This window comes from Methylomonas aurea, assembly GCF_024505045.1.
GTDB lineage: Bacteria > Pseudomonadota > Gammaproteobacteria > Methylococcales > Methylomonadaceae > Methylomonas > Methylomonas aurea.
Window position 1 is genome coordinate 46,355 of sequence record NZ_JANIBM010000003.1, and the last position, 23,603, is coordinate 69,957.

The window sequence follows — 23,603 nt, forward strand, 5'->3', positions numbered from 1 at the left end:
GTCACGGCCCGGCGTTGCGGCTGAGGCTGGCAGTTACGAAATAGCGTCAACTCCGACTTGAAATGTGATACATTTCGCTAAATTTCGACCCGGACTTGTACTTTCAACCAATAGCAATCGAGCCAGGCTTCTTTCGGCAGAGAACCCAACATGCGGCGACGACACCGTTCAGCGAACTTTTTCCGTAAGCTGCGTACGCTTGCCGCGGCGGTTCATGTACTTGCGTTGCCCTGCGCTGCGGCGCAAGCGGCCGGTCTCGGCCACGCCGGCCACGCCTCGGGCTCCGATTCCAGCATGTTGCCGGGCGACCTGCTGTTGTTTCCGGATTTGACCGGCATCGTCCGCTACGATCAGGAACCGCAAAAAAAACTCAGCACCGGCGACGTGATTCCGGCCATCAACGTGTTTTATACCGCCGATTACGAACGCTTCCGCTTTCTCGGCGAATGGCTGATCAGCAGCAAAACCCACAACCTGGAACGGTTTCAACTCGGCCTGCATCTCGGCGACGAATCCAGCCTGTGGCTGGGGCGGTTTCACAACCCGATCGGCTACTGGAACATGCAGTTTCACCACGGCGCGTTTTTGCAGACGACGATTAGCCGACCCGGCATCATGGCTTTCGAAACCGCCGGCGGCGTGATTCCCAACCATCTGACCGGCTTTCTGTGGGAAGGTGTGCACCAGCTCGGCGAAGGCGGCGTCTATTACACGATCGGCGCCGGCGCCGGCCCGCAAATCAACCGCGGCCTGGAAGCGTTCAATCTGGTCGAGCCGGCTGGCTCGCACCGGCCGGCCGCTTCATTCCGCCTCGGTTACCAACCGGTCAGTTTTGGCGTCGACGAGTACGGCATATCCGGCGCTTACAACCAGATCCATTCCGACGAATTGGCGGTCAACAACGTCACTCAATACGTCGCGACCGCCTACGCCAATCACCAGATCGATGCGGTCACGCTGCTCAGCGAACTGGTCTATGTCAACAACCGCCTGGAAAATCCTCGCGGCGGCGCCAAGAACGACGATTTTCTCAGTGCCTACGGCCAGGTGGAATGGGAGGTGTTACCGCACTGGACTTTGGTCGGCCGGGTGGAGGGCACTTTCGGCGCCAACCGCGACCCCTATCTGGCGATGTTCCCCAAATTCGTCGACGACCGCTTCATGGGCGCCGTGCGTTATAAAGTCAATAACAACATGGCGTTGAAGGTCGAGGCCTCGCGCGACCATCTGCGCGACGACCATTTCGGCGTCGTGATGTTTCAGTGGAGTGCGGTATTTCCATGAAGCTGTTGTTGCGCGGCCTGTGCCTGTTCGGTTTGCTATTCCTGCTCGGCCTACAAAGCCTGAAGGCGGTTACCAGACAGTCGCTGGTGTTGGTCACCGGCACCGCGTCGTCGGTGCCGGCCTTGACCGTGCAGGAAGCCAGAAAACTGTTTCTGGGCGTGCCGCTGGAGAAGGGCGGCGAGCGCCCGGTGCCGTTGCTGAACGTCAGCGATCCGTTGATTTACGAAGTGTTTTTGCAGAAAGTCGCGTTCATGTCGGCGAACGCCTATGAGAATCAGACCATTTCCATCGTGTTCCGCCTGGGCGGCAAACGGCCGGAAAGTTATAGCGATCTGAAGGATTTGCTGGCGGCATTGCAACAACATCCCGGCACCGTCACCTATCTATGGGAAGACCAGGTCCGGGGCAATCAAGCTATCAAAACGGTTAACGTGTTATGGCAGGGAGCAGCGGAATGAAGCGGTTTTTCCATAGTTTCAACGGACGCATGATTTTGGCGGTGGTCGGTATCCATTTGCTATTGGTGCCGGTGTTGTTATTCGGCATCTATCGGGTGATCAAGCCCAGCGTGGAAGCTCAATTCGTCAACTTCGTCCGCTCCGACGCGCTGTTGTTCGGCAATTTGATCGCGCCGCGCCTGGGCGGCGGCAAGAGCCGGGAAGTGCAGGAGTTGTTGGGCGAATTTTTGTTGAACGGCCGGCTGGCCTACGCCGACATCGTCAGCGAGAGCGGCGAATTGCACGCCGACGTCGAATTGAACGCCAAGCAGCAATTCCAGGAAGATTTCTTCTTCGGCGAACACGGCGACGATATTTATTTCCTGGCCGTGCCGGTCGCCAATCCCAACGACGGTTCGCTGGCCATGCTGCGGCTGGGTTACGACGAGCGCCAGGTGCGTCGCGACATCGTCGTCATTTACCAGCGTAGCGCCTACTTCGTCGCGATTTACCTGGGCTTATCGCTGCTGGTGGTGGGTTTGTTCGGCCGCCGCCTGGTCAGCCCGTTGGAGCGCCTGCGCGACGAGGCCGAGCAAATCGCCGCCGGCAACCACACCCGCCAATTCAGCTCCGGCACCAAGATCAGCGAAGTGCTGGCGTTGACTGAGCATCTGGAGAAAATGCGCCAGGCGCTGGTGTCGGCCCGCGACGCGGCGTTGCAAGCCGCCGGCGCCAAAACCGAATTCCTGGCGAACATGAGCCACGAGATCCGCACGCCGATGAACGGCATCATGGGCATGATCGGTTTGGCCTTGCGTACCGATTTGACGCCGCAGCAGCGCGAGTTTTTGTCGATGGCCAACAGTTCGGCCGACGCCTTGTTGCGCATCGTCAACGACATTCTGGATTTTTCCAAGATCGACGCCCGCAAACTGGAACTGGACCACGCGCCGTTCAAATTGCGGGAGAGCCTGGGCGATACCTTGAAATTGCTGGCCGGCCATTCCCACGAAAAAGGCCTGGAACTGATGCTGCGCATCGACCCGGAAACTCCGGACGACTTGATGGGCGATATCGGTCGCTTGAACCAGGTCATCATCAACCTGGTCGGCAATGCGATCAAATTCACCCAACACGGCGAGATCGTGTTGCAGGTCAAGCCCGAGGCGGTCAACGACGACCGGGTCCGGCTGCATTTTGCCGTGCAGGACACCGGGATCGGCATTCCGCGCGACAAACAGCAATTGATTTTCGAAGCCTTCGCTCAAATCGACGCCTCGTCCACCCGCAAATTCGGCGGTACCGGGCTGGGGCTGTCGATCTCGTCGCGGCTGGTCGAATTGATGGGCGGCCAGTTGTGGCTGGAAAGCGAGGAACACAAAGGCAGCACCTTTTATTTCAGCGCCTGGTTCGACCGCCACAGCCGCAGCGACGCCGAGGCCGCCGTGCCGACGCTGATCGACGTCAAAGGTCTGCCGGTATTGATCGTCGACGATAACAACATCAATTTGCGGGTGTTCGAAGAAATCCTGCACCATTGGGGCATGGCGCCGACCACGGTCGACAGCGGCGAGGCGGCGATCGTTGCGCTGCAGCGCATGGCCGAAACCGGCGGCACTTATTCATTGATTCTGCTCGATGCGATGATGCCGATCATGGATGGCTTCATGGTCGCAAAAATGATTCGGGAAGACCCGCGGCTGGAGCCGGTGACGATCATGATGCTATCGTCGGCCGACCGCCCCGACGACTCGGAACGCTGCCGCGATCTGGGCATTAATTTGTACGTACGCAAGCCGGTCAAACACTCCGAGCTGTGGCACGCGATCCAGTCTGCGCTGGGCAAGGCCGAAAGCCGCTCTGCCGACTGCGGGCCGTTGGTCTTGGCGAAACCGCCGAAATTACTGAAAATTTTATTGGCCGAAGACAACCCGGTGAACCAATTCATGGCCGTGGCACTGCTGGAAGAACGCGGCCACAGCGTCCAGGTCGCCAACAACGGCCGGGAAGTGCTGGATATTTTGCAGCAGGACCAATTCGATCTGATCCTGATGGACGTGCAGATGCCGGTGATGGACGGCTTTCAGGCCACCGAAGCGATTCGCGCAGCGGAAGCGCAAACCGGCAAACGCCAGCGTATCGTGGCGATGACCGCCCATGCCTTGAAGGGCGACCGCGAACGTTGTTTGGCCGCCGGTATGGACGATTACATCGCCAAGCCGGTGCAGGAACAGGAATTACTAGCGACTGTGGAGTGTTGGAATATGGCGGCGATAGAACCCGAAACCCAAAGCGGCGCGGCGCCGGACGCGCCGGCACTGGAATGGCAGGAGGCCCTGAACCGGGTGCGCGGCCGTAACCAGTTGTTGGCCAAGATGATGTCGCTGTTTCTGGAGCAGGCGTCCGGTTTGCTGGACGATGCGGCCGAGGCCATCAAGCGCCGCGACGGCGAAGCCCTGCGCCTGTCGGCGCATACCTTGAAAGGCTCGGCCAACAGCATCGGCGCCTTCGAGTTCGGCAAAATCGCTCAGCGCATCGAGTCCTCCGGACTGGAAGCGGCCTACGACGACGCCGACGCCGATCTGGCCTTGCTGCGCGCGGCGATGCTGCGCCTGGAGCCCGAAATCCAAACTTTCCTGGCCGAGTACAGCGTATGACGATGTCCGCCCGCTCCGACGCCAAGCCCACCATCCTGATGGTGGACGATAATCCGGTGAATCTGGAAGAGCTGGCGTTTTTATTGAACGATGCCGGTTTCGACGTGCTGCGCGCCGAGACCGGCGAGACGGCGCTGGAGCTGGCGAAAAGCCGGCAGCCGGATCTGGTGTTGCTGGATGTGCTGATGCCGGGCGTGGACGGTTTTACCACTTGCGCCACGTTGAAAAGCCATCCGGCCACGCGCGAGATTCCGGTGCTGTTCATGACGGCGCTGGCCGACACCGCCAACAAGGTGCAGGGTTTTCATGTCGGCGCGGTCGATTACATCACCAAGCCGTTTCAATACGAGGAAGTCATCGCCCGGGTGCAAACCCATTTGACCCTGCAAAAACTCAAATCGGAGTTGCAGGAAAAGGAGCAACGCCTGTCGCGCATCTTCGAAAATGCGATGGATGCGATCCTGGCTTTGGATCAAGACGGGCGGATTACCATGTTCAATGCCGCCGCCGAGCAGATGTTCCGTTGCAAGGCCGGCGATACCATCGGCCGCGCCGTCGACCGCTTCCTGTCGCCGGAGCTGTACAAGACCGTGACCAACTTTCGCGCCGGCGTGCCGGCCAAGCAGGCGATCTGGATTTCCGAGGGCACGACCGCCCGCCGCGGCGACGATAGCGAATTTCCGATCGAGGCGACGATATCGCGGGTCGAAGCGTCCGGGCAGCAGCTTTACATCCTGATTCTGCGCGACATCAACGAACGCAAGGCGCGGGAACAGGCGGAAGCCGAATGCCATACCCTGCGCGGCATCAACTCCTACCTGCAGGAAGAAGTTTTGGCCAGCCGCGACGGCGAGGAATTGATCGGCAACTCGGCCGGCCTGCGCCAGGCCATGGCCTTGGTCAAGCAGGTGGCGGCGACCGATGCGACGGTTTTGATCACCGGCGAGACCGGCACCGGCAAGGAGTTGATTGCCCGGGCGATTCACAATCTGAGCGGGCGCAAGGACAAGACGCTGGTCAAATTGAACTGCGCGACGATCCCGGAAAATCTGGCCGAGAGCGAATTGTTCGGCCACGAAAAAGGCGCCTTCACCGGCGCGATCAACCGCAAACTGGGCCGGTTCGAGCTAGCCAACGGCGGTACGCTGTTTCTCGACGAAATCGGCGAACTGCCGTTGGAAATGCAGGCCAAACTGCTGCGCGTATTGCAGGAGGGCGAATACGAGCGGGTCGGCGGCACCCAAACCCTGAAATGCGACGTGCGGGTCATCGCGGCGACGCACCGCGATCTGGCCCAGTTTTCACAGGAGGGCCGGTTCCGCGCCGACTTGTATTACCGGATGAACGTGTTTCCGATCCATTTGCCGCCGCTGCGCGAACGCAAGGAAGACATCCCGCATTTGGTGCGGCATTTCATCGGCAAGTACGCCGCCAAATTCGGCAAGAAGATCACTACGATTCCGGATAGGCTGATGTCGGACATGCAAAGCTACATCTGGCCCGGCAATATCCGCGAATTGCAGCACATCATCGAACGCGCCGTGATCCTGACCAACGGCTCGCAACTGGCCAACGTCGAATGCGTACACGCCACCGCCAACGCGGCGCAAGCCTCGGGGCCCATCGTCACGCTGGACGAAGCCGAACGCCAGCACATTCTGAAAGCGCTGGAAGCCACCTCGTGGCGTATCGCCGGCAACCAAGGCGCCGCCAAAATCCTCGGCGTGCCGTCGACCACGCTACGCTCGCGGATGGAGCGTTTGGGTATCAGCAAGCCGGTTTGAGCCGCCCCGGCGCTTGCCGGCCCTGGATGCCGTTCGCCCTGAGTGTGTCGAAGGGCGCGCCGCATTGGGCTCAATCAGCCCCGAATCGAACGCCAAGGGGCAATCGTACCGGGTTAATAAATGAAAACTGCCCGGCCCATAACGGGCATTCTTCCCAAGGCAGAATGGCTGCCGTTGCCGATAATGCCGGTTTTAACTATTACCGGTATTTAGCATGCGCCAGATCATATATGCCCTCGGACTCTCTCTACTGTGTAGCCAAGCTCAGGCCCACGGCCCGACCCCGCAAAAGGCCAAAGAAAGTGTGATGATTCAGGCGCCGGTCGCCAAGGTCTGGGAGGCGGTGAAAAACTTCGACGATATCGGCAATTGGCATCCGGATTTGAAGGCGGCCGAGGGCGACGGTAAAAACCAGTCCGGCGGTACTCGCAAACTGACCTTCCAAAACGGCGAAAGCATCGTCGAAGAACTCGATTACTACAACGACGCCGAACACGAATACAGCTACCGGCTGAAAACCGAAAACGTCAAAGCCTTGCCGACCAGTTCGCATACCGTCGATCTGAAAGTCGCGCACGGCGACAGCGCCGATTCCAGCGTCGTCACGCTGAAAAGCCGCTTCTACCGCGGCGACACCGGCAACACGCCGCCGGACAACCTGAACGACGCCGCCGCGGTCGAGGCCATGACCCGGTTTTTTAAAGACGGCTTGAACGGGCTTAAGGCCAAGTTGGAAAAGTAGCGGCGGCAACGAGTTTGCCGCTCGCGCAGCAGATCGGAGTCAACGGCAGCACCGGCCCCGGCGAATTTGCCGACGCCGGTTCGGCCGGGAGAGCATTGTTCCGGTCTAATTTCCGCCGAACTGCGCCAAAAAACCTTCCCAGTTCCGGGTCGTCACCGTGTTCAAGTAGGCTTCGGCCATTTCGGCGGTGAGTAATTCGAACAACACCCGGTTTTCCAGCCAAACTTCCACCACCTGAAATAATCCGCCGCGGTCGCACGTTAGCGCCCGCCAACCTTCCCGGGCGGCAATCGCTTTGATCGACGCTTCGTCTAAAGACACCGACAACGCGGCGTGGCTGGGCACGTAATCGGGCCGATCCGCATCGTATTGAAATTGCACGTCCTGCTCGCCGGAGCCGGGCACCATCACGGTACCGAGCGGATAAACCTCGACCAGCGTGGCGTGGCCGTCGTCGCAGATCGCGACATGGCTGCCGCGTGCGGACGGAAACGGGTAGGCCTTGCCGCCGATCAATTCGGCAACGACTGACGCCACTCGGGCCGGGTCATGGGCGGAAATCGATAAATGATGAATCATGTTCGGTTCTCTATAGAGTTTATGTTGCGTTAGTCGGCCAAGTAAGCCGACAGGATATGTTAGCCAATTAACGGCAAAAATGTTCGGCTGGATGCTGTCGCGAGTCTTGGGGTCGGTGCGTTTGCATCGAGCCGGTGAACGCTTCGCCAATTGGCGCTAAGCATGCTGGCTCTGGTTCCAACGCTTTCCGCTCATCGTTTTACAAAAGTACCGTCATGCCCGCAGGGTGTCAGGCAGGACAGCCTGACATTAATCCCCGCCGGAATCACGGTTATCGACCATAGATGTGTATAACGGCGAGCGGCCCTCCGCGGGAATTAGTACTCGGTTTGGGAAGTACGTCATTGGGGTAGCTGCTACCCTGTGGCTATGAAATGAAAATGGCAGCTCAGCAACCTATCTCGGTGTCCGAAAAAGTTGACTACTATACATTTCTTGTTGGAACAAGTTGGGGAGACGCTCCCGCATCTCGATCCGCGAAGAGGTAGAAGTTGCATTCCTACGCTGGAGCGTCGGAGCGATAACAAACAAGACAGCTTTAAATTTTGGGCGCGGTTTTTATCCCCTTATGCCGCGCCGAGCACCGGAGGGTTTGGGCGGATCAGCCCGTAGGGGCGATGCGGGGATGCATCGCGTTTTCGGAGGGCTAGGACAGCCCTTCCGAAAAACCCGCTCAAACCCTTCGGAGCGCAGGAGTCAAGCGGCATGGGGGTGTCGTTTCTTTTGGATACTTTTCTTTGGACAAGCAAAGAAAAGTATCACGCCCGCCGGTGCGGGAACCGGCATTCAAAAATCCGTCGCGATAGCGACACAACAAATCGGACTCCAACGCCGCAGCAGCGTTGAATTCCAATCCCCTCAAGCCGCCGTACTTTTAATAATCCCCTGCCGGCTGGCGAGCAACGTCATTTCCGACATGGTTTTAACGCCCAACTTTTCCTTGATCGCGGTGCTGTGGTTGCAGACCGTCTTGTAACTCAAACACAGTTTCTCTGCCGCTTCGCGGGTGCTGAGGCCGTTGGCCAGCAGACAGAAGATGTCGAACTCGCGCGGCGACAGCGATTTGATTTTGTACGACTCGTCCTGGCCTACCGCCATGTTGACCGCCAATTGCTGGGCCAGGTCGGGATCGATGTAGGTGTTGCCTTCGGCGATGGCGCAGACGGCGGTGACCAAGGTGTCCGGCTCGTTGTTCTTGGTGATGTAGCCTTTGGCGCCGGCCTTGATCGCGCGGGTAACGTAGACCAGTTCGTTATGAATGCTGAAGATCAGGATGCGGCAGGCCGGATGACGGCTCAGCAGGCGGCGTACCGATTCCAGACCGCCCAGGCCGGGCATCGATAAATCCATGACTACGACGTCCGGGGTGTGCCTGGAATAAATTTGGCAGGCGATTTCGCCGCGGTCGGCTTCGTAGATTTCGCCGATGCGCTCGGACAGCGACAGGTAAGTCTTGTAACCGGCTCGGACCACGGCGTGGTCGTCCACCAATAACACGCTGATTTTGTTTGCCACAGGCAATACTTCCTCTTTCGCGGATTGTGTAAAAGCGGGTCCGGTACGCGGGGTCGGTCGGACTTATTTTCATGATGCCGCTTTTTCGTCCCCGAAACCATGGGAGCTTTTCCTGTTTATGCTTCTGGCGGATTTGATGCGTTCTGGGAAAGATTCCAGCTGTTTTTTCGCGATTTTCCCGTGTTTTTCATGGATTATTCCGTAACGCCGGGCCGGGCGGTTTCTTTACCATTTCTCGTCAGCATGGCCCGGTAGGTCTAAGTCAATGATGTGTGCGAATTGATCGAGACTGCTGATCTGAAAAAGTCAGGAGATTGCCGGATTGTGGCGTCTCGCGTTAAAGGATGAACGCCAAAATCAAAGCGCATCTAGCTATTGATTTTGCCCGGATACGCCGGGTGCGTATCCGCTTTGAACGGAAGGCTCCCCTAACCAACCGATTTGCCGGGCCATGCACTCTAATAAACAACACAGGAGGATTCATGCAAATTTCACGGTTTGCCAAGAACGTGGCGACATCGGCCGTTTTGACCGGAGCAGCGTTGAGCGTGCCGCAATCGGCGCAAGCGAATAAAGAGCTGGAGCAACTTTCCAAACAAAATACCAACTGGGTGATGCAGACCAAGGATTACGGTTCCACCCATTTCAGCGAGATGATCGACATCAACGCCAACAACGTCAAGAACCTGAAAGTGGCATGGTCTTTCTCGACCGGCGTACTGAACGGCCACGAAGGCGGTCCGCTGGTGGTCGACGGCATCATGTACGTGCACACCCCATATCCGAACAACGTGTTTGCCATCGATTTGAACGAGCCGGACAAGATCCTGTGGCAGTTCAAACCCAAACAAAACCCGGCAGCCCGCGCGGTAGCGTGCTGCGACGTGGTCAACCGCGGCTTGGCCTACGCCCCGGCCGGCAAGGATTATCCGGCCACGATCTTTTTGAATCAGTTGGACGGTCATGTCGTGGCGCTGAACGCCAAGACCGGCGAGCTGCGTTGGAAAATGGAAAACTCCGATATCGCCATGGGTTCGACTTTGACCGTGGCGCCTTTCGTCGCCAAGGATAAAGTCATCGTCGGTTCGTCCGGCGCCGAGCTCGGCGTGCGCGGTTACGCCACCGCGTTCAATATCAAAGACGGCAAGCAAGAGTGGCGGGTTTACGCGACCGGTCCCGACGAAGACATCAAGTTGTCGAAAGACTTCAACAAAGCCAACCCGCATTACGGCCAGTTCGGTCTGGGTCTGAAAACCTGGGAAGGCGATGCCTGGAAAATCGGCGGCGGCACCAACTGGGGCTGGTATGCCTACGACAGCGACCTGGAGATGTTGTACTACGGTTCCGGTAACCCGGCGCCTTGGAACGAAACCATGCGTCCCGGCGACAACAAATGGACCATGACCATCTGGGGCCGCGACATCAACAGCGGCGAAGCCAAATTCGGCTACCAGAAAACCCCGCATGACGAGTGGGACTATGCCGGCGTCAACTACATGGGCTTGTCCGAGCAAGTGGTGGACGGCAAGAAACGCAAACTGCTGACTCATCCGGACCGTAACGGTATCGTCTATACCCTGGACCGCGAGAACGGCGATCTGATCAACGCGTTCAAGATCGACGACACCGTCAACTGGGTCAAGAAAGTCGATCTAAAAACCGGTCTGCCGGTGCGCGACCCGGAATATTCGACCCACATGGACCACCAAGCTACCGGCATCTGCCCATCGGCGATGGGTTACCACAACCAGGGCATCGAGTCTTACGACCCGAACAAACAACTGTTCTTCATGGGCGTCAACCACATCTGTATGGACTGGGAACCGTTCATGCTGCCTTACCGGGCCGGCCAATTCTTCGTCGGCGCGACTTTGAACATGTATCCGGGCCCTAAAGGCACCCTGGGTCAAGTCAAAGCCATGAACGCGGTGACAGGAAAAATGGAATGGGAAGTTCAGGAGAAATTCGCGGTCTGGGGCGGCACCATGGCCACCGCCGGCGACTTGGTGTTCTACGGCACCCTGGACGGTTACATCAAAGCCCGCCACTCCAAAACCGGCGAGGAGTTGTGGAAGTTCAAACTGCCTTCCGGCGTTATCGGTCATCCGATCACCTATAAACACAATAATAAACAATACGTTGCGATTTATTACGGTGTCGGCGGCTGGCCCGGCGTTGGCTTGGTATTCGACTTGGCCGACCCGACTGCAGGTCTGGGTGCGGTGGGTGCGTTCAAGGAATTGGCGCACTACACCCAAATGGGCGGCGGCGTGATGGTGTTCTCTTTATAACAACGTAGGTCGGGTTAGCGATAGCGTAACCCGACATTGATGGCCAATTGTTGGGTTACGGCTTTGCCTAACCCAACCTACAAATTTATTTAAAGAACATCCATGAAAACAACGACACGTATTTTTACCGCATTGGCTCTGGGCCTGGGCTTTGCCACGGTCCAAGCCGAGCAACCGGCGTTGAAAGTCTGCACCGCCGAAAACGAAATGCCTTATGCCAACCAAGCCGGCGAGGGCTTCGAGAACAAGCTGGCGCACTACGTAGCCGAGCAAATGGGCCGCAAGCTGGAAACGGTGACCTGGACCGACCCGCGTTACTTCATCCGCGACTACCTGGACAAGGGTTTGTGCGACGTGGTGATGGGTGTCGATGCCGGCGATCCGCGTCTGCTGACCACGGCGCCGTATTACCGCTCCGGTTACGTCTTTATCAGCCGCGAGCAGGATGCGCTGGATCTGCAGAACTGGGACAGTCCGGCCTTGAAACAAGCCAAACGCATCGCTTTCGCGCCGGGTACGCCGGCCGAGACCATGTTGCGGGCCATCGGTCGTTACAACGACATGTTCAATTACCAGCAGGAACTGGCCGGCTTCAAGTCCAAGCGTAACCAGTACGTCAAATACGACAACGACAAACTGGTCAACGAAGTCGCATCCGGCAAAGCCGAAATCGCGATTTTGTGGGGACCGGCGGCAGCGCGTTACGTGAAGGCTGCGTCGACACCGCTGACCATGACGCTGATCCCGGATAACGCCAAGCGTGCCGACGGCGAAAAAGTCGGTTTCCACTACAGCACCGCAATTGGCGTGCGCAAAGGCGATACCGCGTTGCTGGAGCAATTGAACAAAATCGTGCGCGAGAAACAGGACGACATCGAGGAACTGCTGGAAGCGGAGGGTATTCCGCTGCTGGAGGAACCCGCCAGCGCCTTGTCCATGAACTAACAGGAATCATTTAATGAAATTGAAGACATTTTTCAACGGTGTAGCGCTGACACTGTCGCTGGCAACGGTGTCCGCCGTTCAGGCCGACATCACCTTACGCCATGCCTTGACCGGCGAAACGCTGGATTTGAGTTTCGCCAAGAAAGGCGGCAATACCGACAAATTCAAGCAATTCATGCAAACCGGCAAAAACCCTTACAACGGCGACGCCGAAGCCGCCAAGAAGGGCGAGAGCCTGTACATGACCGGCTGCTCCGGCTGCCACGGCCACGAGGCCGAAGGCAAACTGGGCCCCGGTCTGGCCGACGACTACTGGACCTATCCGCGCGGTCTTACCGATCAGGGTTTGTTCGAAATCCTGTTCGGCGGCGCCAACGGCATGATGGGCCCGCAATACGTCAACTTCAGCACCGACGACATGCTGCACATCATGGCGTTCTTGCGCAGCATTTATAAGGGCGATCCGAAGAAGGCGGAGTGGTTGAAATAAACGCTTGCACCCCCGGCCCCTCTTCCAGAGAAGGCTGCCGTAAAAAACAAAATGTAGGTTGGGTTAGCGTAGCGTAACCCAACAAAATAAAAATGTTGGGCTTCATTGTGTTCAACCCGACCTACTTTTTGCGACACGCCCAGAGAGGGTAAGGGGAAATCCAATTCATTTATTAGGAGATCAACATGAACAAATTAGTACTGTTAGGTGCGGTATTGCTGGCCCTGGGGCTGTCCGGCACGGCGAAAGCCTATGACGGCACCAAATGCAAAGAAGCCGGCAACTGCTGGGAACCGAAACCGGGTTATCCGGCGCAAGTGGCCGGCAGCAAATACGATCCGAAACACGATCCGAACGAGTTGAACAAACAAGCGCAGTCGATCAAGGAAATGGAAGCGCGTAACGCCAAACGCACGGAAGTCCTGGCGAAAACCGGCAAGTTCGTTTACGACGTGGAAGGCAAATAACGCGGACCACGATTTACAGAACCCTTAGGAAGCCGCCAGGGAAGGCGGGGCCTAATTTCCACGAATCTCGGCCATTTACCTGTTAGCCCGCTTACTGCTGTTCGGTTTGAGCCAATGCCGTTAACTTAAGGATGGTAGGAGCGGGCCACGCCCGCGATCAAACGGCTTCGGTCGCAGGCATGGCCTGCTCCTACAGGATGTGAACCAGCCGATAGGCGTTCTCGGCAACGGACTGTGCGGTAAACGCATCCCAACAGGATAAAACCACTCTGCTCCGGCAAAGTAATGCACCGGAGCTTTTTTACGAATATGAATTCAGAACATCAATTCAGCGACGGGTGCGAACGGGCCCTGAATTTCGAACGGCACATCAACCGCATCGTGATCGGCCAGCAGGCCGCGGTGCGCAATCTGACCATCGCGGTGTTCGCCCGCGGCCACGTATTATTGGAAGGCCAGGTCGGCGTCGGCAAGACCACCTTGCTGCGTACCGTCGCTCAGGGCTTGGGCGGCCGTTACCAACGCATCGAGGGCACGATAGATCTGATGCCGTCGGATTTGGTGTATTACACCTATCTCGACCAGGACGGCCGGCCGCGGGTCGATCCGGGGCCGCTATTGAAACAGGGCGAGGAACTGGCGGTATTTTTCTTCAACGAAATCAATCGCGCCCGGCCGCAAGTGCATTCGCTGCTGCTGCGGGTGATGGCCGAGCGCGCCGTCGGCGCCTTCAACCGCGAATACCGGATGCCGCACATGCTGGTATTCGCCGACCGCAACCGGGTCGAACGCGAGGAAACCTTCGAATTGCCGGCCGCGGCCCGCGACCGTTTTCTGATGGAAATCAACATCGCCGCGCCCGATGACGACGCGGTACTGGATCAGTTGATGTTCGACCCGCGGTTCCACGATGTCGATGCCTTGATCGAGGCGATGCCGGAGTCCGCGATCGGTTACCAAAACCTGAATGCGCTGGGCGCAGCGATTCAACAGCGGGTGCAGGCCGCGCCGGCACTGCACAAATACGCGCTGGAGCTGTGGCAGGCGACCGCTCAGCCGCAGAGTTACGGCATTAGCGTCAGCGACGTCGACATCGGCCAATTGCTGCAATCCGGCGCCAGCCCGCGCGGCATGAGCTATCTGATTCGTGCGGCCAAGGTCAGGGCCTGGCTGGAAGGCCGCGATAGCTTGTGGCCGGAGGACTTGCAGGCCGTGTATGCGCCGACCATGAGCCATCGCCTGTTTTTAAACCCGATTTACGCCTATCGCCGGGAGGTTTTGCTTCCGGAACTGGTCAACCAAATCTTGCAACGCATCGCCGCTCCCTAAGCTTATGGATTGGAAACGATTTTTACCCGCGCTGGTCCCGCACGCCGGGCTCGGCCATTTGCTGGAAACCTATTTGACCTGGTCCGGCGTCGGCATCATCAGTTCCTTGATTGCCAGCATGCTGGACGCCTATTCCGACATTCCGTACGCCGCTTACTACACCAGCGCGCTGAACGACGCGGTCGGCTTCAAGTTCTGGATTTTGTTGTCGGTGATCGGCATTTTGCTGTTTTGCGTCAGCGTGCCGGTGCTGTACTTGTCCTTGCGCTTGCCGCAACTGGCCGGATTTTCGGCGCGCTTGCGCCGCTTTACCTATACCTTCTTCCTGGTCGCGTTCGACGAAGGGGCGTTGATGATCGGCATTTTGACCGCCAACTTTTTCGATACCAACGAACGCATCTCGCTGTTGGCCAATAAGTCGTTCCTGTTCAGCGACGTCGGCTTCTTCACCATCGTCGCGCTGTTGCTATTGGACTCGCTGCTGTGGCTGTTGGGCGAGGCGATTTACAGCCGCAATCAGCGCGGTTACTCCGGCGTGGTGGAGCTGCTGGTAAATGCGCCGTTGAAATATGCCTTGCCGGGTTATTTGCTGGTGACCGGGCTGGTGGTGCAGGTCGTCGTCACCCAATAGCCGCACCTCATTCCGTCAGCATGTCTCCGGCTAACCGTGCCATGGCCTCTCGTATCGAACCTTTCTGCTATCGCTTGCCCAGACCGGCCGTCGAGGTTTACCCCGGCGCCCATCCCGGCCAGATGGTCGGCAACGGCCAATTATTCAAACGCCACGAGGCGCTACTGGCCCGGCCCGATCCGCGCCGGCTGGATTTGCGCGCCAGTCTGCTCGATCCGTTCGGCCAATACCGGGTCAAGGCCTACCAGGAACATGACCGGGTCGAGGTCATGGTGCTGGCGGACCTGTCGGCGTCCCTGGCTTACAGCGGAGTTTTCGATAAACGCCAAGTCATGCTCGACCTGATTCGTGCTATCGCCGAATCGGCTTTGGCTTGCGGCGATCGGATCGGTTTTGCCGGTTTCGGCGCCGGCGAGAAGCCGTTGTTGTATGCGCCGCCCGGCGGCGATCTGAGTTGGTTATCGTCCTTGAACGGCGTACTCGAACAACTGCCGCAGCAACGCGGCTGCCATGGCTTGTGGCAGGCCGACGCTTATCTGCCGCGGCGGCGGGCCTTGTTGTTTTTGCTCGGCGACGGCCATTGGCCGACCGCGCAATTGCCCGCTTTATTGGCGAGCGTAGGCCGCCATGAACTGGTGCCGTTGTTGATCTGGGACGCCGCCGAATACCGCGCCTTGCCGGATTGGGGGTTGCTGGCGCTGCAGGATCCGGAAAGCGGTCGCCGCCGGCGATTGTGGCTGCGGCCGTCCCTGAAACGGCGCATCGAGCTAGCCTACAGCCGGCGCCGGTGCCTGTTGCAGCGCTTGTTTCGCGCCGCCGGCAGCGAACCGCTATTTATCGAACAGGGTTACCGGGTCGAACAATTCAATCGCTATTTCCTGGAGCGGGCAGCGTGAAGCGGCGCCGATACCTAGTCAAAGTCTCGCGTTTGGCGGCGTTGGCGAGCGCGGCAACGTTGGCGGCGGCATGTGCCGGCGGCCCGAGTCGGCCGGTCGAGGCCTTCAATCTGGAAACGCCGCGGCCGTTCGGTTATCAGATCGGCGATACCGTGCCGATGCGGATTCTGGTGCAGACCCGGCCCGGCGTGCAACTGCAGGCGGCCAGCCTGCCCAAACCCGGCCCGCTGAACCGCTGGTTGAATCTGCGCCGGATCGAACTGGTCGAGGCCGGCGCCGACGCGTACCGGATCGACCTGGAATACCAGGTGTTTTATGCGCCGCTGGAAGTGAAAGCCCTGACCATTCCCGGCTTTGCCTTGCGCTTCAGCCAATACGGCCAAACCGTCGAGGAAAGCGTGCCGCCGTGGCAGTTCACGCTGGCGCCGTTGCGGGAATTGATCGCCCGGCAGGATGTCGACGGCGAATATTTACGGCCGGATCAACCGCCGGCCTTGTTGTCGACCGCTGGCGTGCGCACCAATCTGGCATTGGCGCTGATGGCCGCGGCGGTGTTGGGCTTGAAGCTGGCGCGGCAGTACGGTTATCTGCCCTGGTTTGCCCGGCGCAGTCCGTTCAAAACCGCCGAAAAGCGTTTGCGTCGCTTGGCGCCGGCCGAATTGGCTGCCGGACTGGCGGCGTTGCACAGCGCGTTTAATGCGACTTACGGTGCACCGGTATTCGGTCATCGTTTGCCGGACTTTTTGCGGGCGCATCCCGAATTCGGCCAAATCCAATCCGAACTGGTCTGGTTTTTCGATTACTCCAACCGGTTTTTCTTTGCCGTGCAGCCGGACTTGGCGAGCGCCGATTGCGAACGCCTGCAAAAACTGTGCGGCTGGTGCCGGGCCATAGAGCGGGGCAGCCGGTGAATCTGGCCGTCGAACAACCCTGGCTACTGGCCGGCCTGCTGTTCTGCGCGTTGCCCCTGCTGCGCTACGGCCAGCGCGTGGCCGGCCATCCGGCGTTGGACTTGATACCGGCGGACGGGCTATCGCTGGCGGTCGACGCCGCCATCCGGCTGCTGGGTGCGTTGGCCTTGGCGGGGCTGGTACTGGGGATGGCCGGGATTTATCGCACCGAACAGCAGGTCGAGCGCATCGGCCACGGCGCGCATATCGTGTTGCTGCTGGACCGCAGCAACAGCATGGACCAGACCTTTGCCGGCACCGCCGCCGAAACCGGCGGCGCCGAGAGCAAGGCCGCCGCCGCCCGGCGTTTGCTGAGCCAATTCGTCGAGCGCCGCGAACACGATTTGATCGGCGTCGCTGCTTACAGTACCTCGCCGCTATTCGTCACGCCGCTGACCGAGAACAAGCAGGCCGTAGCCGCCGCCATCGCCGCAACCGCGCGGCCGGCGCTGGCCTATACCAACGTCAGCAAGGGTTTGGCGCTGGCCTTATCCTACTTCGACCAACGCCCGGCGGTCGGCGCCCGTATCGTTTTGTTGGTGTCGGACGGCGCCGCGGTGATCGATCCGGACAGCGAAGCCAAGCTCAGAGAATTGTTTCAGCGCCAGCAGGTGCGCTTGTACTGGGTGTTTTTACGCACCGCCAATAGCCCAGGCCTGTTCGACCAGCCGAGCGATCCGCGCGACGACAACGCCCAGGCCATGCCGGAGCGCTATTTGCATTTGTTTTTTTCCAGCCTGCACATTCCCTATCAGGCCTACCAAGCGGAAGACCCCGGCGCGATGCGGCAGGCGATCGAGGATATCAACCGGCTGGAACAGCAACCGCTACATTATTTCGAGCGGATTCCGAAGCAGGATTTGGCGCCGCTGTGCTACCGCAGCGCGGCGTTGCTGCTGTTACTCCTGATCGCTGTTAAAGCTTGCGAGGCCAAATGTTAATCCGACGCATCAAACACGGTTTTTGGTGGACCGCGCTGGCCGCGGCACTGGCGGTGGCACTGAGCCAGGCCTGGCTCTGGGCCGGGATTGCCGGGCAAAACCGGCTGATCGGGCAGTTGCTGGCCGGACGCGATGTCGCGGTCGAGGATTTCGCCAATGCCGATCCGGCGCTGCGACTGGCGCGGGCGGTGTATTTACGCAAAGCCGGGCGTTACGACGATGCGTTGGCGACCTTGAACCTGTTGTTGCAGCAGGCGCCGCCGGCCTTGCGCGCTCAGGCCCGCTACAATCTGGGCAATCTGTATCTGACCCAGGCCCAGGAAAAGTTGAAGGCAGGCGGTGTCGATAGTGCGACGCCGCTGGTCGGCTTGGCCAAGCAGGCCTATCGCGAGGCGCTGGCCGCCGACCCCGGCTTTTGGGATGCCAAATACAATCTGGAAGTGGCGATGCGTTTGCTGCCGGAAATGGACCGGATCAACAGCGGCAATCAGGAAGACGACGGTTCGCAAAAGTCCGAGCTGTGGACTTCGTTGCCGGGCTTTCCGCGCGGATTGCCGTAATGCCTAGCTTCAGGTTGGAACATGGCATTCGCTAATCCAGTCGCTAGGTTTCCCAGCCGGAGCTATTGCCAATGACGCTAGTGAAGGATTTTCGTTTCTGGCTGTTGGCCGCGGCGCTGGGTCTGGCCCTGATCGCTGCGGCCGGGCCGACCCGCGTCGCCCGCCAGCCCTTGTACCGGTTGGTATTCGTCGTCGACATCACCCGCAGCATGAACACCGAGGACTACCAGAGCGACGGCCAGCCCGTCAGCCGGCTGGAGTTCGTCAAACAGACCCTGCGCCGACAACTGCTGGCCTTGCCCTGCCAATCGCAAGTGGGTTTGGGCGTGTTTACCGAACGGCGTTCGGTGGTGTTGTTCGAGCCGATCGAAGTCTGTGCCGGCTTTGCCGAAATCGATGCGGCCATCGCCGCGTTGGATTGGCGCATGGCCTGGGCCGCGGACAGCCGCATCGCCTCCGGCCTGGCATCGACGCTGGAAGCCTTCAAAAACAGCCGGGATAGTTTGGTATTTTTCAGCGACGGCCAGGAAGCGCCGCCGCCGAATCCGCGCTACCAGCCGGATTTGACCGTATTCAAAGGTCAGGTCAAGGGCTTGATCGTCGGCGTCGGCGGCGACCAGGCGGCGCCGATTCCGAAATTCGATGCCAACGGCAAGCGTTTGGGGTTTTACCGGCCGGAAGACGTACCGCACCGCTCCACCTTCGGCGAGTCCGATTTGAATCCGGAAAAAATCGAAGGCTACGACGCCCGCAACGCGCCGTTCGGCAGTCGGGCAGTGAGCGGCGACGAGCATTTGAGCCGCTTGCACGAGGACTATCTGCGTAAACTGGCCGGCGACAGCGGCTTGCGCTATCAGCGCTTGACCGACACGGGCAGCCTGGGCGTAGCGCTGCAAGACTCCGGGTTTGCCGAACCCGGGCAGGCCGAAACCGGCATCGCCTGGCAATTTGCCGGGTTAGCCGTATTGGCGTTGGCGGCGCTGTACTGGCGGAACTAAGGCTTAGTCAGCCGGCGGGCAGTCGGCGGCAATCGTCAAGGCGCGGCCGATTTCGTCCAGAGAATTGTAAAAATGCGGCGAGAAACGCACGCCGCCGCCGCGCAAGGCGCAGACCACGCCATGTTGTTGCAGATGCCGGTACAGCGTCTCGTTACCGGCTTGGCGGTGTTTGAACACGACGATGCCGGACTTCAGTCTGGGCGCCGCTTCGGAAAGCAACAACAGATTCGGCTGGTTGCGGATGGCGTGGCGTAAAAAGTCGCTGCGTTCCAGTACCAGCGTTTCCACCGTTGCCATCCCGGTTTCCAATAACAACGACAGGCTGGCCGACAGGGCGTGAATGCCCAGCATGTTCGGACTGCCGCATTCGAAGCGGCGCGCGCTCGGGTGAATCTCCCAGGGCCGGTTCTCGTAATTGTGGGTGTCCTTCATCATATGCCAGCCGTACTGGCTCAAACTCAGCCGCTCCCTCGCCTCAGGTGTCGTGTAAAACACGCCCAAGCCCTCCGGGCCGAACAGCCATTTGTGGCCGTCCGCCATCGCAAAATCGGCCTGGCAGGCCTGCACGTCGAATTGCACCGCTCCCAGGCTTTGAATCGCGTCGACGCAAAATAAAATACCGCGCCGCTTGCAAAATTCGCCGATACGCTCCAAATCCATTCTGAGGCCGGAGCCGAACTGGATCGAACTGACGGTCAGCAGCCGTGTGTTTTGGTCCACCAGCGCAAACAGCGCGTCTTCCGGTGTCGCCGCGCTGCGCAGGTCGGCCTCGCGGAATTCCACGCCCTGGGCCGCCAGGGCTTGCCAGGGCAGGCGGTTGGAGGGGAATTCCTCGTTGCTGGAGACGATGTTGTCGCCGGCTTGCCAAGGTAGGCCGCAGGCCACGAACGACAGCGCCTCCGAGGTGTTTTTGACCAGAGCGATGTCGTCGGCCGCAGCCGCGTTGAGCAATTCCTTGAACTGGCGCCGAATCAGCAATTCCTTTTTCAGCCAATCCGGGTAGTAATGCGAACCCCAGTCGCGGTTTTGTTCGGCAAAGGCGATGACGGCGGCACTGGTGCGTTTCGGCCACGGCGCCACGGCGGCATGGTTCAAGTAGATCAACTCATCGCTGAGTGGGAATTCGGGATGTTTCATGATCGGCGTTCCGGCTGGAGGAAAAAATGCCTCGCGAACGGGCTACGGGGCGCTTGGGTTGCCGCCAATCATAACGGGGCCGGCGCCGCAAATTCAATCGCTTGTCCCATGCGGCCGGCGCCCGGTAACAGCCGAACTCGGTCAAGCCGTGTTATAAAACATCCGTGCGTTGCGGTAATTGCATTCCGGCCGCAGCCAATCGTGTCAATTTATTTTTTCGTAATTTACAAATGATGGAATTAATTTGGGTCAGCGCAGCGTACCTGACCGGTCTGGTCGCCAGTCGGCTGTCTTTTCCACCCCTGGTGGGTTATCTGGCTGCCGGTTACGCGCTCAACGCGCTCGGCGTCGCGCCGTTGGCCGATCTGAACCACATCGCCGAGATCGGCATCGAGTTGCTGTTGTTTTCGGTGGGATTGAAATTGAAACCGGCGTCTTTGATCCGCCGCGAGGTGGTCAGCGTCGGCGGCGCCCACTTGCTGATGACGACGCTGATTTCGGGTCTGGTGTTTTTTTGGTTGGAACAACATATCACTGGCGGCTTGGTGCTGGGCGTTAGTCTGGCTTTTTCCAGTACCGTGCTGGCGATAAAGGTGCTGGAGGACAACGGCGAATTGTCGTCGCTGCACGGCCGCGACGTGATGAGCATTCTGATTTTGCAGGATATCGTTGCGATCGGCCTGCTGGCGGTGGCGGAGAGAAAGCAGCCGACGCAATGGGCGTTGGCCCTGTTCCTGTTGCCATTGTTGCGGCCGTTGGCGCATCGGATATTGGCCGCCAGCCGCTCCTCCGAATTGTTGTTGCTGTTGGGCGTGACGTTGGCCTTGGCCGGCGGCGTCGCGGCTGAGCGTTCGGGCATTTCCGCCGACATCGGCGCGCTACTGACCGGCGTGATGCTGGCCAACCACACCAAAATCAACGAATTGGCCGACCGTTTGTGGGGCTTGAAGGAACTGTTCCTGGTGGCGTTTTTTCTGCAGATCGGCGTCAGCGATTTGCCGAGCCGGGAGCAGGTGTTCATGGCCTTGCAATTGTTGGCTCTGCTGCCGGTTCAAGGCGTATTGTTTTTCGGGCTGTTCCTGTTCGCCGGCCTGCGCGCCCGTACCGCCTTCGTCTCGACGCTGGCCTTGACCACCTATAGCGAATTCGCCTTGATTACCACCCGAGCCGTGGTCGACGCCAAACTGCTGCCGGCCGAGTGGAATGCGGTCATCAGTCTGGCGGTGGCCGGCTCGCTGGCGATCGCGGCGCCGCTGAACCGCTACTCGCATAGTTTGTTTTCCTGGTTCGAGCCGTTTCTGGTGCGCTTCGAAAAGAAAACCGGCAATCCCGACCGGCTGCCGGAATCATTCGGCGTCGCCGAGTGGCTGGTGATCGGCATGGGCCGGACCGGCGTGTCGGCCTACCAGGCCTTGTCGGCCCAGGATCAGCGGGTGGTCGGTCTGGACGCCGACCCCACCGTTTTGGAGAATCTGTTAGCTGATGGGCGGCGCGTGGTCTACGGCGATGCCGAGGACAGCGAATTGTGGAGCGGGCTGCGCCTGGAGCGGATGAAGGGCATCGTCATCACGGTGCCGGACGTCGAGACCCGGCTGCTGGCGATCAGCCAGTTGCGCAAACGCGGGTTCAAGGGACAGATCGGCACCCTGTGCTACCACTACGACGAAGAGCAGGAACTGAAGCGAAACGGCGCCGACTTTGTGATCCATCCGCTGGTGGAGGCCGGCAACCAACTGGCCCGCCATATGCTGGCGGGGACGGACTGAGCGCCGGGGCAGGGATTGCTCGGTTGTCGCTTTGAGTTTGGCAATCGCGTGTCGACAATCGCTGGCCAAACCGCGCTTCTGACGAGACGTTCTGCCGCCGTTGCCGCGGCCGGGACAGGAAAGGCCGCTGCCCGCCAGCGGTGCCGAGCGGGGGGGCGGAGGCGTCTCTTTAATGTGATGGATCTAATGCTTTGGCCCAATATATTGGAATCTTGTCACGTTTTTAGTACAAAATTGTTGACAAAAATCCTCAGTAGTATTCTGTAAATTTCTGTACTAGTCTTTCTTCGCCGGATGCTAATTGCCAAATTTTCAGCGGAGATAAGACTATGAAAGCAAAAAATTTAAATATCGGCCTGGGATGGATGAGGGATTTGCCCGACGTCCGCGATTATTCGCCCGAGCATGAAAAAATCAAGCCGATGCTCAAAAAGCTGAATGTACTTTCGGCACCCGCAACGTTGGCCGCCAGCATCGATTTGAGAGCTTGGTGCGCCCCCATCGAAGACCAAGGCGCGTTGGGCTCTTGTACCGCCAACGCCGGTGTCGGCATGATCGAGTTCTACGAAAAAAGAGCCTTCGGGACGTGGCTCGACGCTTCGCGCTTATTTCTTTACAAAGCCACGCGCAATCTGCTCGGCTGGACCGGCGATAGCGGGGCCTATTTGCGGACCACAATGGGTGCGATGGCTTTGTTTGGCGTGCCGCCGGAAAAATATTGGCCTTATGACATCGAGGATTTCGATGTTGAGCCATCCGCGTTCTTGTACGCTTTCGCCCAGTCCTTCCAATCGATTAACTACTATCGGCTGGACCCGCCCGGCATCTCGCCGAAAGATCTGCTGATTCGGATCAAAACCAATCTGGCCGGCAACATGCCGGCGATGTTCGGTTTTCCGGTTTACGACTCCTATAAACAAGCTGACGCTAACGGCAAAATCCCTTTTCCGTGCCCGAAGGATAAATTGGTCGGCGGCCATGCCGTGGTGGCGGTCGGCTACGACGATGCCATGAAAGTCAAGAACGCCAATTGCGGGTCAGCCACGACAGGCGCTTTATTAATCCGCAACTCGTGGGGAAGCGATTGGGGCGACAAAGGCTACGGTTGGCTGCCGTACGACTACGTGCTGAAAGGCCTGGCGGTCGATTGGTGGAGTTTGCTCAAGCACGAATATCTGGAGACCAAGAACTTTGGCCTGTGATG

General features: G+C 59.1%; 21 protein-coding genes. 18 read left to right on the top strand and 3 right to left on the bottom strand.

From position 1 onward, the window contains the following. Positions 1-150 precede the first annotated feature (150 nt). The 5 genes from NP603_RS03435 to NP603_RS03455 all read left to right on the top strand — a co-directional run bounded on the left by NP603_RS03435 (position 151) and on the right by NP603_RS03455 (position 6,904). Positions 151-1,284 carry a hypothetical protein gene (locus tag NP603_RS03435; protein WP_256609531.1) on the top strand — a complete coding sequence of 378 codons (1,134 nt, stop codon included), beginning with the start codon at positions 151-153 and terminating at the stop codon, positions 1,282-1,284. After that, positions 1,281-1,742 (top strand): hypothetical protein, encoded by a 462-nt coding sequence (locus tag NP603_RS03440; RefSeq protein ID WP_256609532.1) that lies wholly within the window; start codon positions 1,281-1,283, stop codon positions 1,740-1,742. The genes NP603_RS03435 and NP603_RS03440 overlap by 4 nt, the downstream gene beginning before the upstream one ends. Continuing rightward, positions 1,739-4,378, top strand: a complete 2,640-nt coding sequence (locus tag NP603_RS03445; RefSeq protein WP_256609533.1) for a hybrid sensor histidine kinase/response regulator — start codon at positions 1,739-1,741, stop codon at positions 4,376-4,378. The genes NP603_RS03440 and NP603_RS03445 overlap by 4 nt, the downstream gene beginning before the upstream one ends. Further along, positions 4,375-6,162 carry a sigma-54-dependent Fis family transcriptional regulator gene (locus NP603_RS03450; RefSeq protein WP_256609534.1) on the top strand — a complete coding sequence of 596 codons (1,788 nt, stop codon included), beginning with the start codon at positions 4,375-4,377 and terminating at the stop codon, positions 6,160-6,162. Before NP603_RS03445 ends, NP603_RS03450 begins: the two co-directional genes overlap by 4 nt. A 214-nt stretch (positions 6,163-6,376) precedes the next feature. Further along, the gene (locus NP603_RS03455) at positions 6,377-6,904 is read left to right on the top strand and encodes an SRPBCC family protein (RefSeq protein WP_256609535.1); all 528 of its coding nucleotides are present in this window, start codon (positions 6,377-6,379) and stop codon (positions 6,902-6,904) included. 105 nt (positions 6,905-7,009) lie between these two features. On the opposite strand, the gene NP603_RS03460 is transcribed toward NP603_RS03455, so the two are convergent. Then, entirely contained in the window at positions 7,010-7,483 is a 474-nt protein-coding gene (locus NP603_RS03460) for a hypothetical protein (RefSeq protein ID WP_256609536.1), read from the bottom strand. An 858-nt stretch (positions 7,484-8,341) separates the two neighbouring features. After that, positions 8,342-8,998 carry a response regulator gene (locus NP603_RS03465; RefSeq protein ID WP_256609537.1) on the bottom strand — a complete coding sequence of 219 codons (657 nt, stop codon included), beginning with the start codon at positions 8,996-8,998 and terminating at the stop codon, positions 8,342-8,344. A gap of 482 nt (positions 8,999-9,480) precedes the next feature. Here NP603_RS03465 and NP603_RS03470 point away from each other — a divergent pair, with 482 nt between their 5' ends. The 11 genes from NP603_RS03470 (at position 9,481) to NP603_RS03520 (ending at position 19,496) form a co-directional block, all read left to right on the top strand. Beyond that, positions 9,481-11,289, top strand: coding sequence for a methanol/ethanol family PQQ-dependent dehydrogenase (locus NP603_RS03470; RefSeq protein WP_256609538.1), 1,809 nt, complete (start codon positions 9,481-9,483; stop codon positions 11,287-11,289). 102 nt (positions 11,290-11,391) lie between these two features. Next, positions 11,392-12,234 carry a methanol oxidation system protein MoxJ gene (gene moxJ / locus NP603_RS03475; RefSeq protein WP_256609539.1) on the top strand — a complete coding sequence of 281 codons (843 nt, stop codon included), beginning with the start codon at positions 11,392-11,394 and terminating at the stop codon, positions 12,232-12,234. Positions 12,235-12,247: 13 nt separating this feature from the next. Continuing rightward, positions 12,248-12,724: a cytochrome c(L), periplasmic gene (moxG, locus tag NP603_RS03480; RefSeq protein WP_256609540.1), complete on the top strand. Its 477-nt coding sequence runs from the start codon at positions 12,248-12,250 to the stop codon at positions 12,722-12,724. A 185-nt stretch (positions 12,725-12,909) separates the two neighbouring features. Continuing rightward, positions 12,910-13,191 (top strand): methanol dehydrogenase [cytochrome c] subunit, encoded by a 282-nt coding sequence (locus tag NP603_RS03485; protein ID WP_256609541.1) that lies wholly within the window; start codon positions 12,910-12,912, stop codon positions 13,189-13,191. Between the two features lie 309 nt (positions 13,192-13,500). After that, the gene (locus NP603_RS03490) at positions 13,501-14,520 is read left to right on the top strand and encodes an AAA family ATPase (RefSeq protein WP_256609542.1); all 1,020 of its coding nucleotides are present in this window, start codon (positions 13,501-13,503) and stop codon (positions 14,518-14,520) included. Positions 14,521-14,524: 4 nt separating this feature from the next. Next, positions 14,525-15,151: an MxaP protein gene (locus NP603_RS03495; protein ID WP_256609543.1), complete on the top strand. Its 627-nt coding sequence runs from the start codon at positions 14,525-14,527 to the stop codon at positions 15,149-15,151. A 41-nt stretch (positions 15,152-15,192) separates the two neighbouring features. Beyond that, on the top strand, positions 15,193-16,047 hold the full coding sequence (locus NP603_RS03500) for a DUF58 domain-containing protein (RefSeq protein WP_256609545.1): 855 nt from the start codon (positions 15,193-15,195) through the stop codon (positions 16,045-16,047). Continuing rightward, positions 16,044-16,958, top strand: a complete 915-nt coding sequence (locus NP603_RS03505) for a nonribosomal peptide synthetase MxaA (protein WP_256609546.1) — start codon at positions 16,044-16,046, stop codon at positions 16,956-16,958. The genes NP603_RS03500 and NP603_RS03505 overlap by 4 nt, the downstream gene beginning before the upstream one ends. Beyond that, the gene (locus NP603_RS03510; RefSeq protein WP_256609547.1) at positions 16,955-17,938 is read left to right on the top strand and encodes a vWA domain-containing protein; all 984 of its coding nucleotides are present in this window, start codon (positions 16,955-16,957) and stop codon (positions 17,936-17,938) included. Before NP603_RS03505 ends, NP603_RS03510 begins: the two co-directional genes overlap by 4 nt. Further along, a complete protein-coding gene (locus tag NP603_RS03515) occupies positions 17,932-18,498 on the top strand; it encodes an MxaK protein (RefSeq protein ID WP_140911129.1) in 567 nt (188 codons plus the stop codon). Before NP603_RS03510 ends, NP603_RS03515 begins: the two co-directional genes overlap by 7 nt. A gap of 71 nt (positions 18,499-18,569) precedes the next feature. Continuing rightward, positions 18,570-19,496 carry a vWA domain-containing protein gene (locus NP603_RS03520; RefSeq protein WP_256609548.1) on the top strand — a complete coding sequence of 309 codons (927 nt, stop codon included), beginning with the start codon at positions 18,570-18,572 and terminating at the stop codon, positions 19,494-19,496. Positions 19,497-19,499: 3 nt separating this feature from the next. Here NP603_RS03520 and NP603_RS03525 read toward each other — a convergent pair whose 3' ends face one another. Continuing rightward, complete coding sequence (locus tag NP603_RS03525; protein WP_256609549.1) at positions 19,500-20,633, bottom strand: aminotransferase class V-fold PLP-dependent enzyme; 1,134 nt, start codon at positions 20,631-20,633, stop codon at positions 19,500-19,502. Positions 20,634-20,863: 230 nt separating this feature from the next. Between NP603_RS03525 and NP603_RS03530 the strand changes: the two genes are divergently transcribed. Beyond that, positions 20,864-22,399: a cation:proton antiporter domain-containing protein gene (locus tag NP603_RS03530; protein ID WP_256609550.1), complete on the top strand. Its 1,536-nt coding sequence runs from the start codon at positions 20,864-20,866 to the stop codon at positions 22,397-22,399. 329 nt (positions 22,400-22,728) lie between these two features. Then, on the top strand, positions 22,729-23,601 hold the full coding sequence (locus NP603_RS03535) for a C1 family peptidase (RefSeq protein ID WP_256609551.1): 873 nt from the start codon (positions 22,729-22,731) through the stop codon (positions 23,599-23,601). The last annotated feature ends 2 nt before the right edge of the window (positions 23,602-23,603 follow it).

Excerpts from the sequence above, each read along its gene's own strand:
- NP603_RS03435 (WP_256609531.1), top strand. The coding sequence starts at position 151 with ATGCGGCGACGACACCGTTCAGCGAACTTTTTCCGTAAGCTGCGTACG.
- NP603_RS03440 (WP_256609532.1), top strand. The coding sequence starts at position 1,281 with ATGAAGCTGTTGTTGCGCGGCCTGTGCCTGTTCGGTTTGCTATTCCTG.
- NP603_RS03445 (WP_256609533.1), top strand. The coding sequence starts at position 1,739 with ATGAAGCGGTTTTTCCATAGTTTCAACGGACGCATGATTTTGGCGGTG.
- NP603_RS03450 (WP_256609534.1), top strand. The coding sequence starts at position 4,375 with ATGACGATGTCCGCCCGCTCCGACGCCAAGCCCACCATCCTGATGGTG.
- NP603_RS03455 (WP_256609535.1), top strand. The coding sequence starts at position 6,377 with ATGCGCCAGATCATATATGCCCTCGGACTCTCTCTACTGTGTAGCCAA.
- NP603_RS03460 (WP_256609536.1), bottom strand. The coding sequence starts at position 7,483 with ATGATTCATCATTTATCGATTTCCGCCCATGACCCGGCCCGAGTGGCG.
- NP603_RS03470 (WP_256609538.1), top strand. The coding sequence starts at position 9,481 with ATGCAAATTTCACGGTTTGCCAAGAACGTGGCGACATCGGCCGTTTTG.
- moxJ (WP_256609539.1), top strand. The coding sequence starts at position 11,392 with ATGAAAACAACGACACGTATTTTTACCGCATTGGCTCTGGGCCTGGGC.
- moxG (WP_256609540.1), top strand. The coding sequence starts at position 12,248 with ATGAAATTGAAGACATTTTTCAACGGTGTAGCGCTGACACTGTCGCTG.
- NP603_RS03485 (WP_256609541.1), top strand. The coding sequence starts at position 12,910 with ATGAACAAATTAGTACTGTTAGGTGCGGTATTGCTGGCCCTGGGGCTG.
- NP603_RS03490 (WP_256609542.1), top strand. The coding sequence starts at position 13,501 with ATGAATTCAGAACATCAATTCAGCGACGGGTGCGAACGGGCCCTGAAT.
- NP603_RS03495 (WP_256609543.1), top strand. The coding sequence starts at position 14,525 with ATGGATTGGAAACGATTTTTACCCGCGCTGGTCCCGCACGCCGGGCTC.
- NP603_RS03500 (WP_256609545.1), top strand. The coding sequence starts at position 15,193 with ATGGCCTCTCGTATCGAACCTTTCTGCTATCGCTTGCCCAGACCGGCC.
- NP603_RS03515 (WP_140911129.1), top strand. The coding sequence starts at position 17,932 with ATGTTAATCCGACGCATCAAACACGGTTTTTGGTGGACCGCGCTGGCC.
- NP603_RS03520 (WP_256609548.1), top strand. The coding sequence starts at position 18,570 with ATGACGCTAGTGAAGGATTTTCGTTTCTGGCTGTTGGCCGCGGCGCTG.
- NP603_RS03525 (WP_256609549.1), bottom strand. The coding sequence starts at position 20,633 with ATGAAACATCCCGAATTCCCACTCAGCGATGAGTTGATCTACTTGAAC.
- NP603_RS03530 (WP_256609550.1), top strand. The coding sequence starts at position 20,864 with ATGATGGAATTAATTTGGGTCAGCGCAGCGTACCTGACCGGTCTGGTC.
- NP603_RS03535 (WP_256609551.1), top strand. The coding sequence starts at position 22,729 with ATGAAAGCAAAAAATTTAAATATCGGCCTGGGATGGATGAGGGATTTG.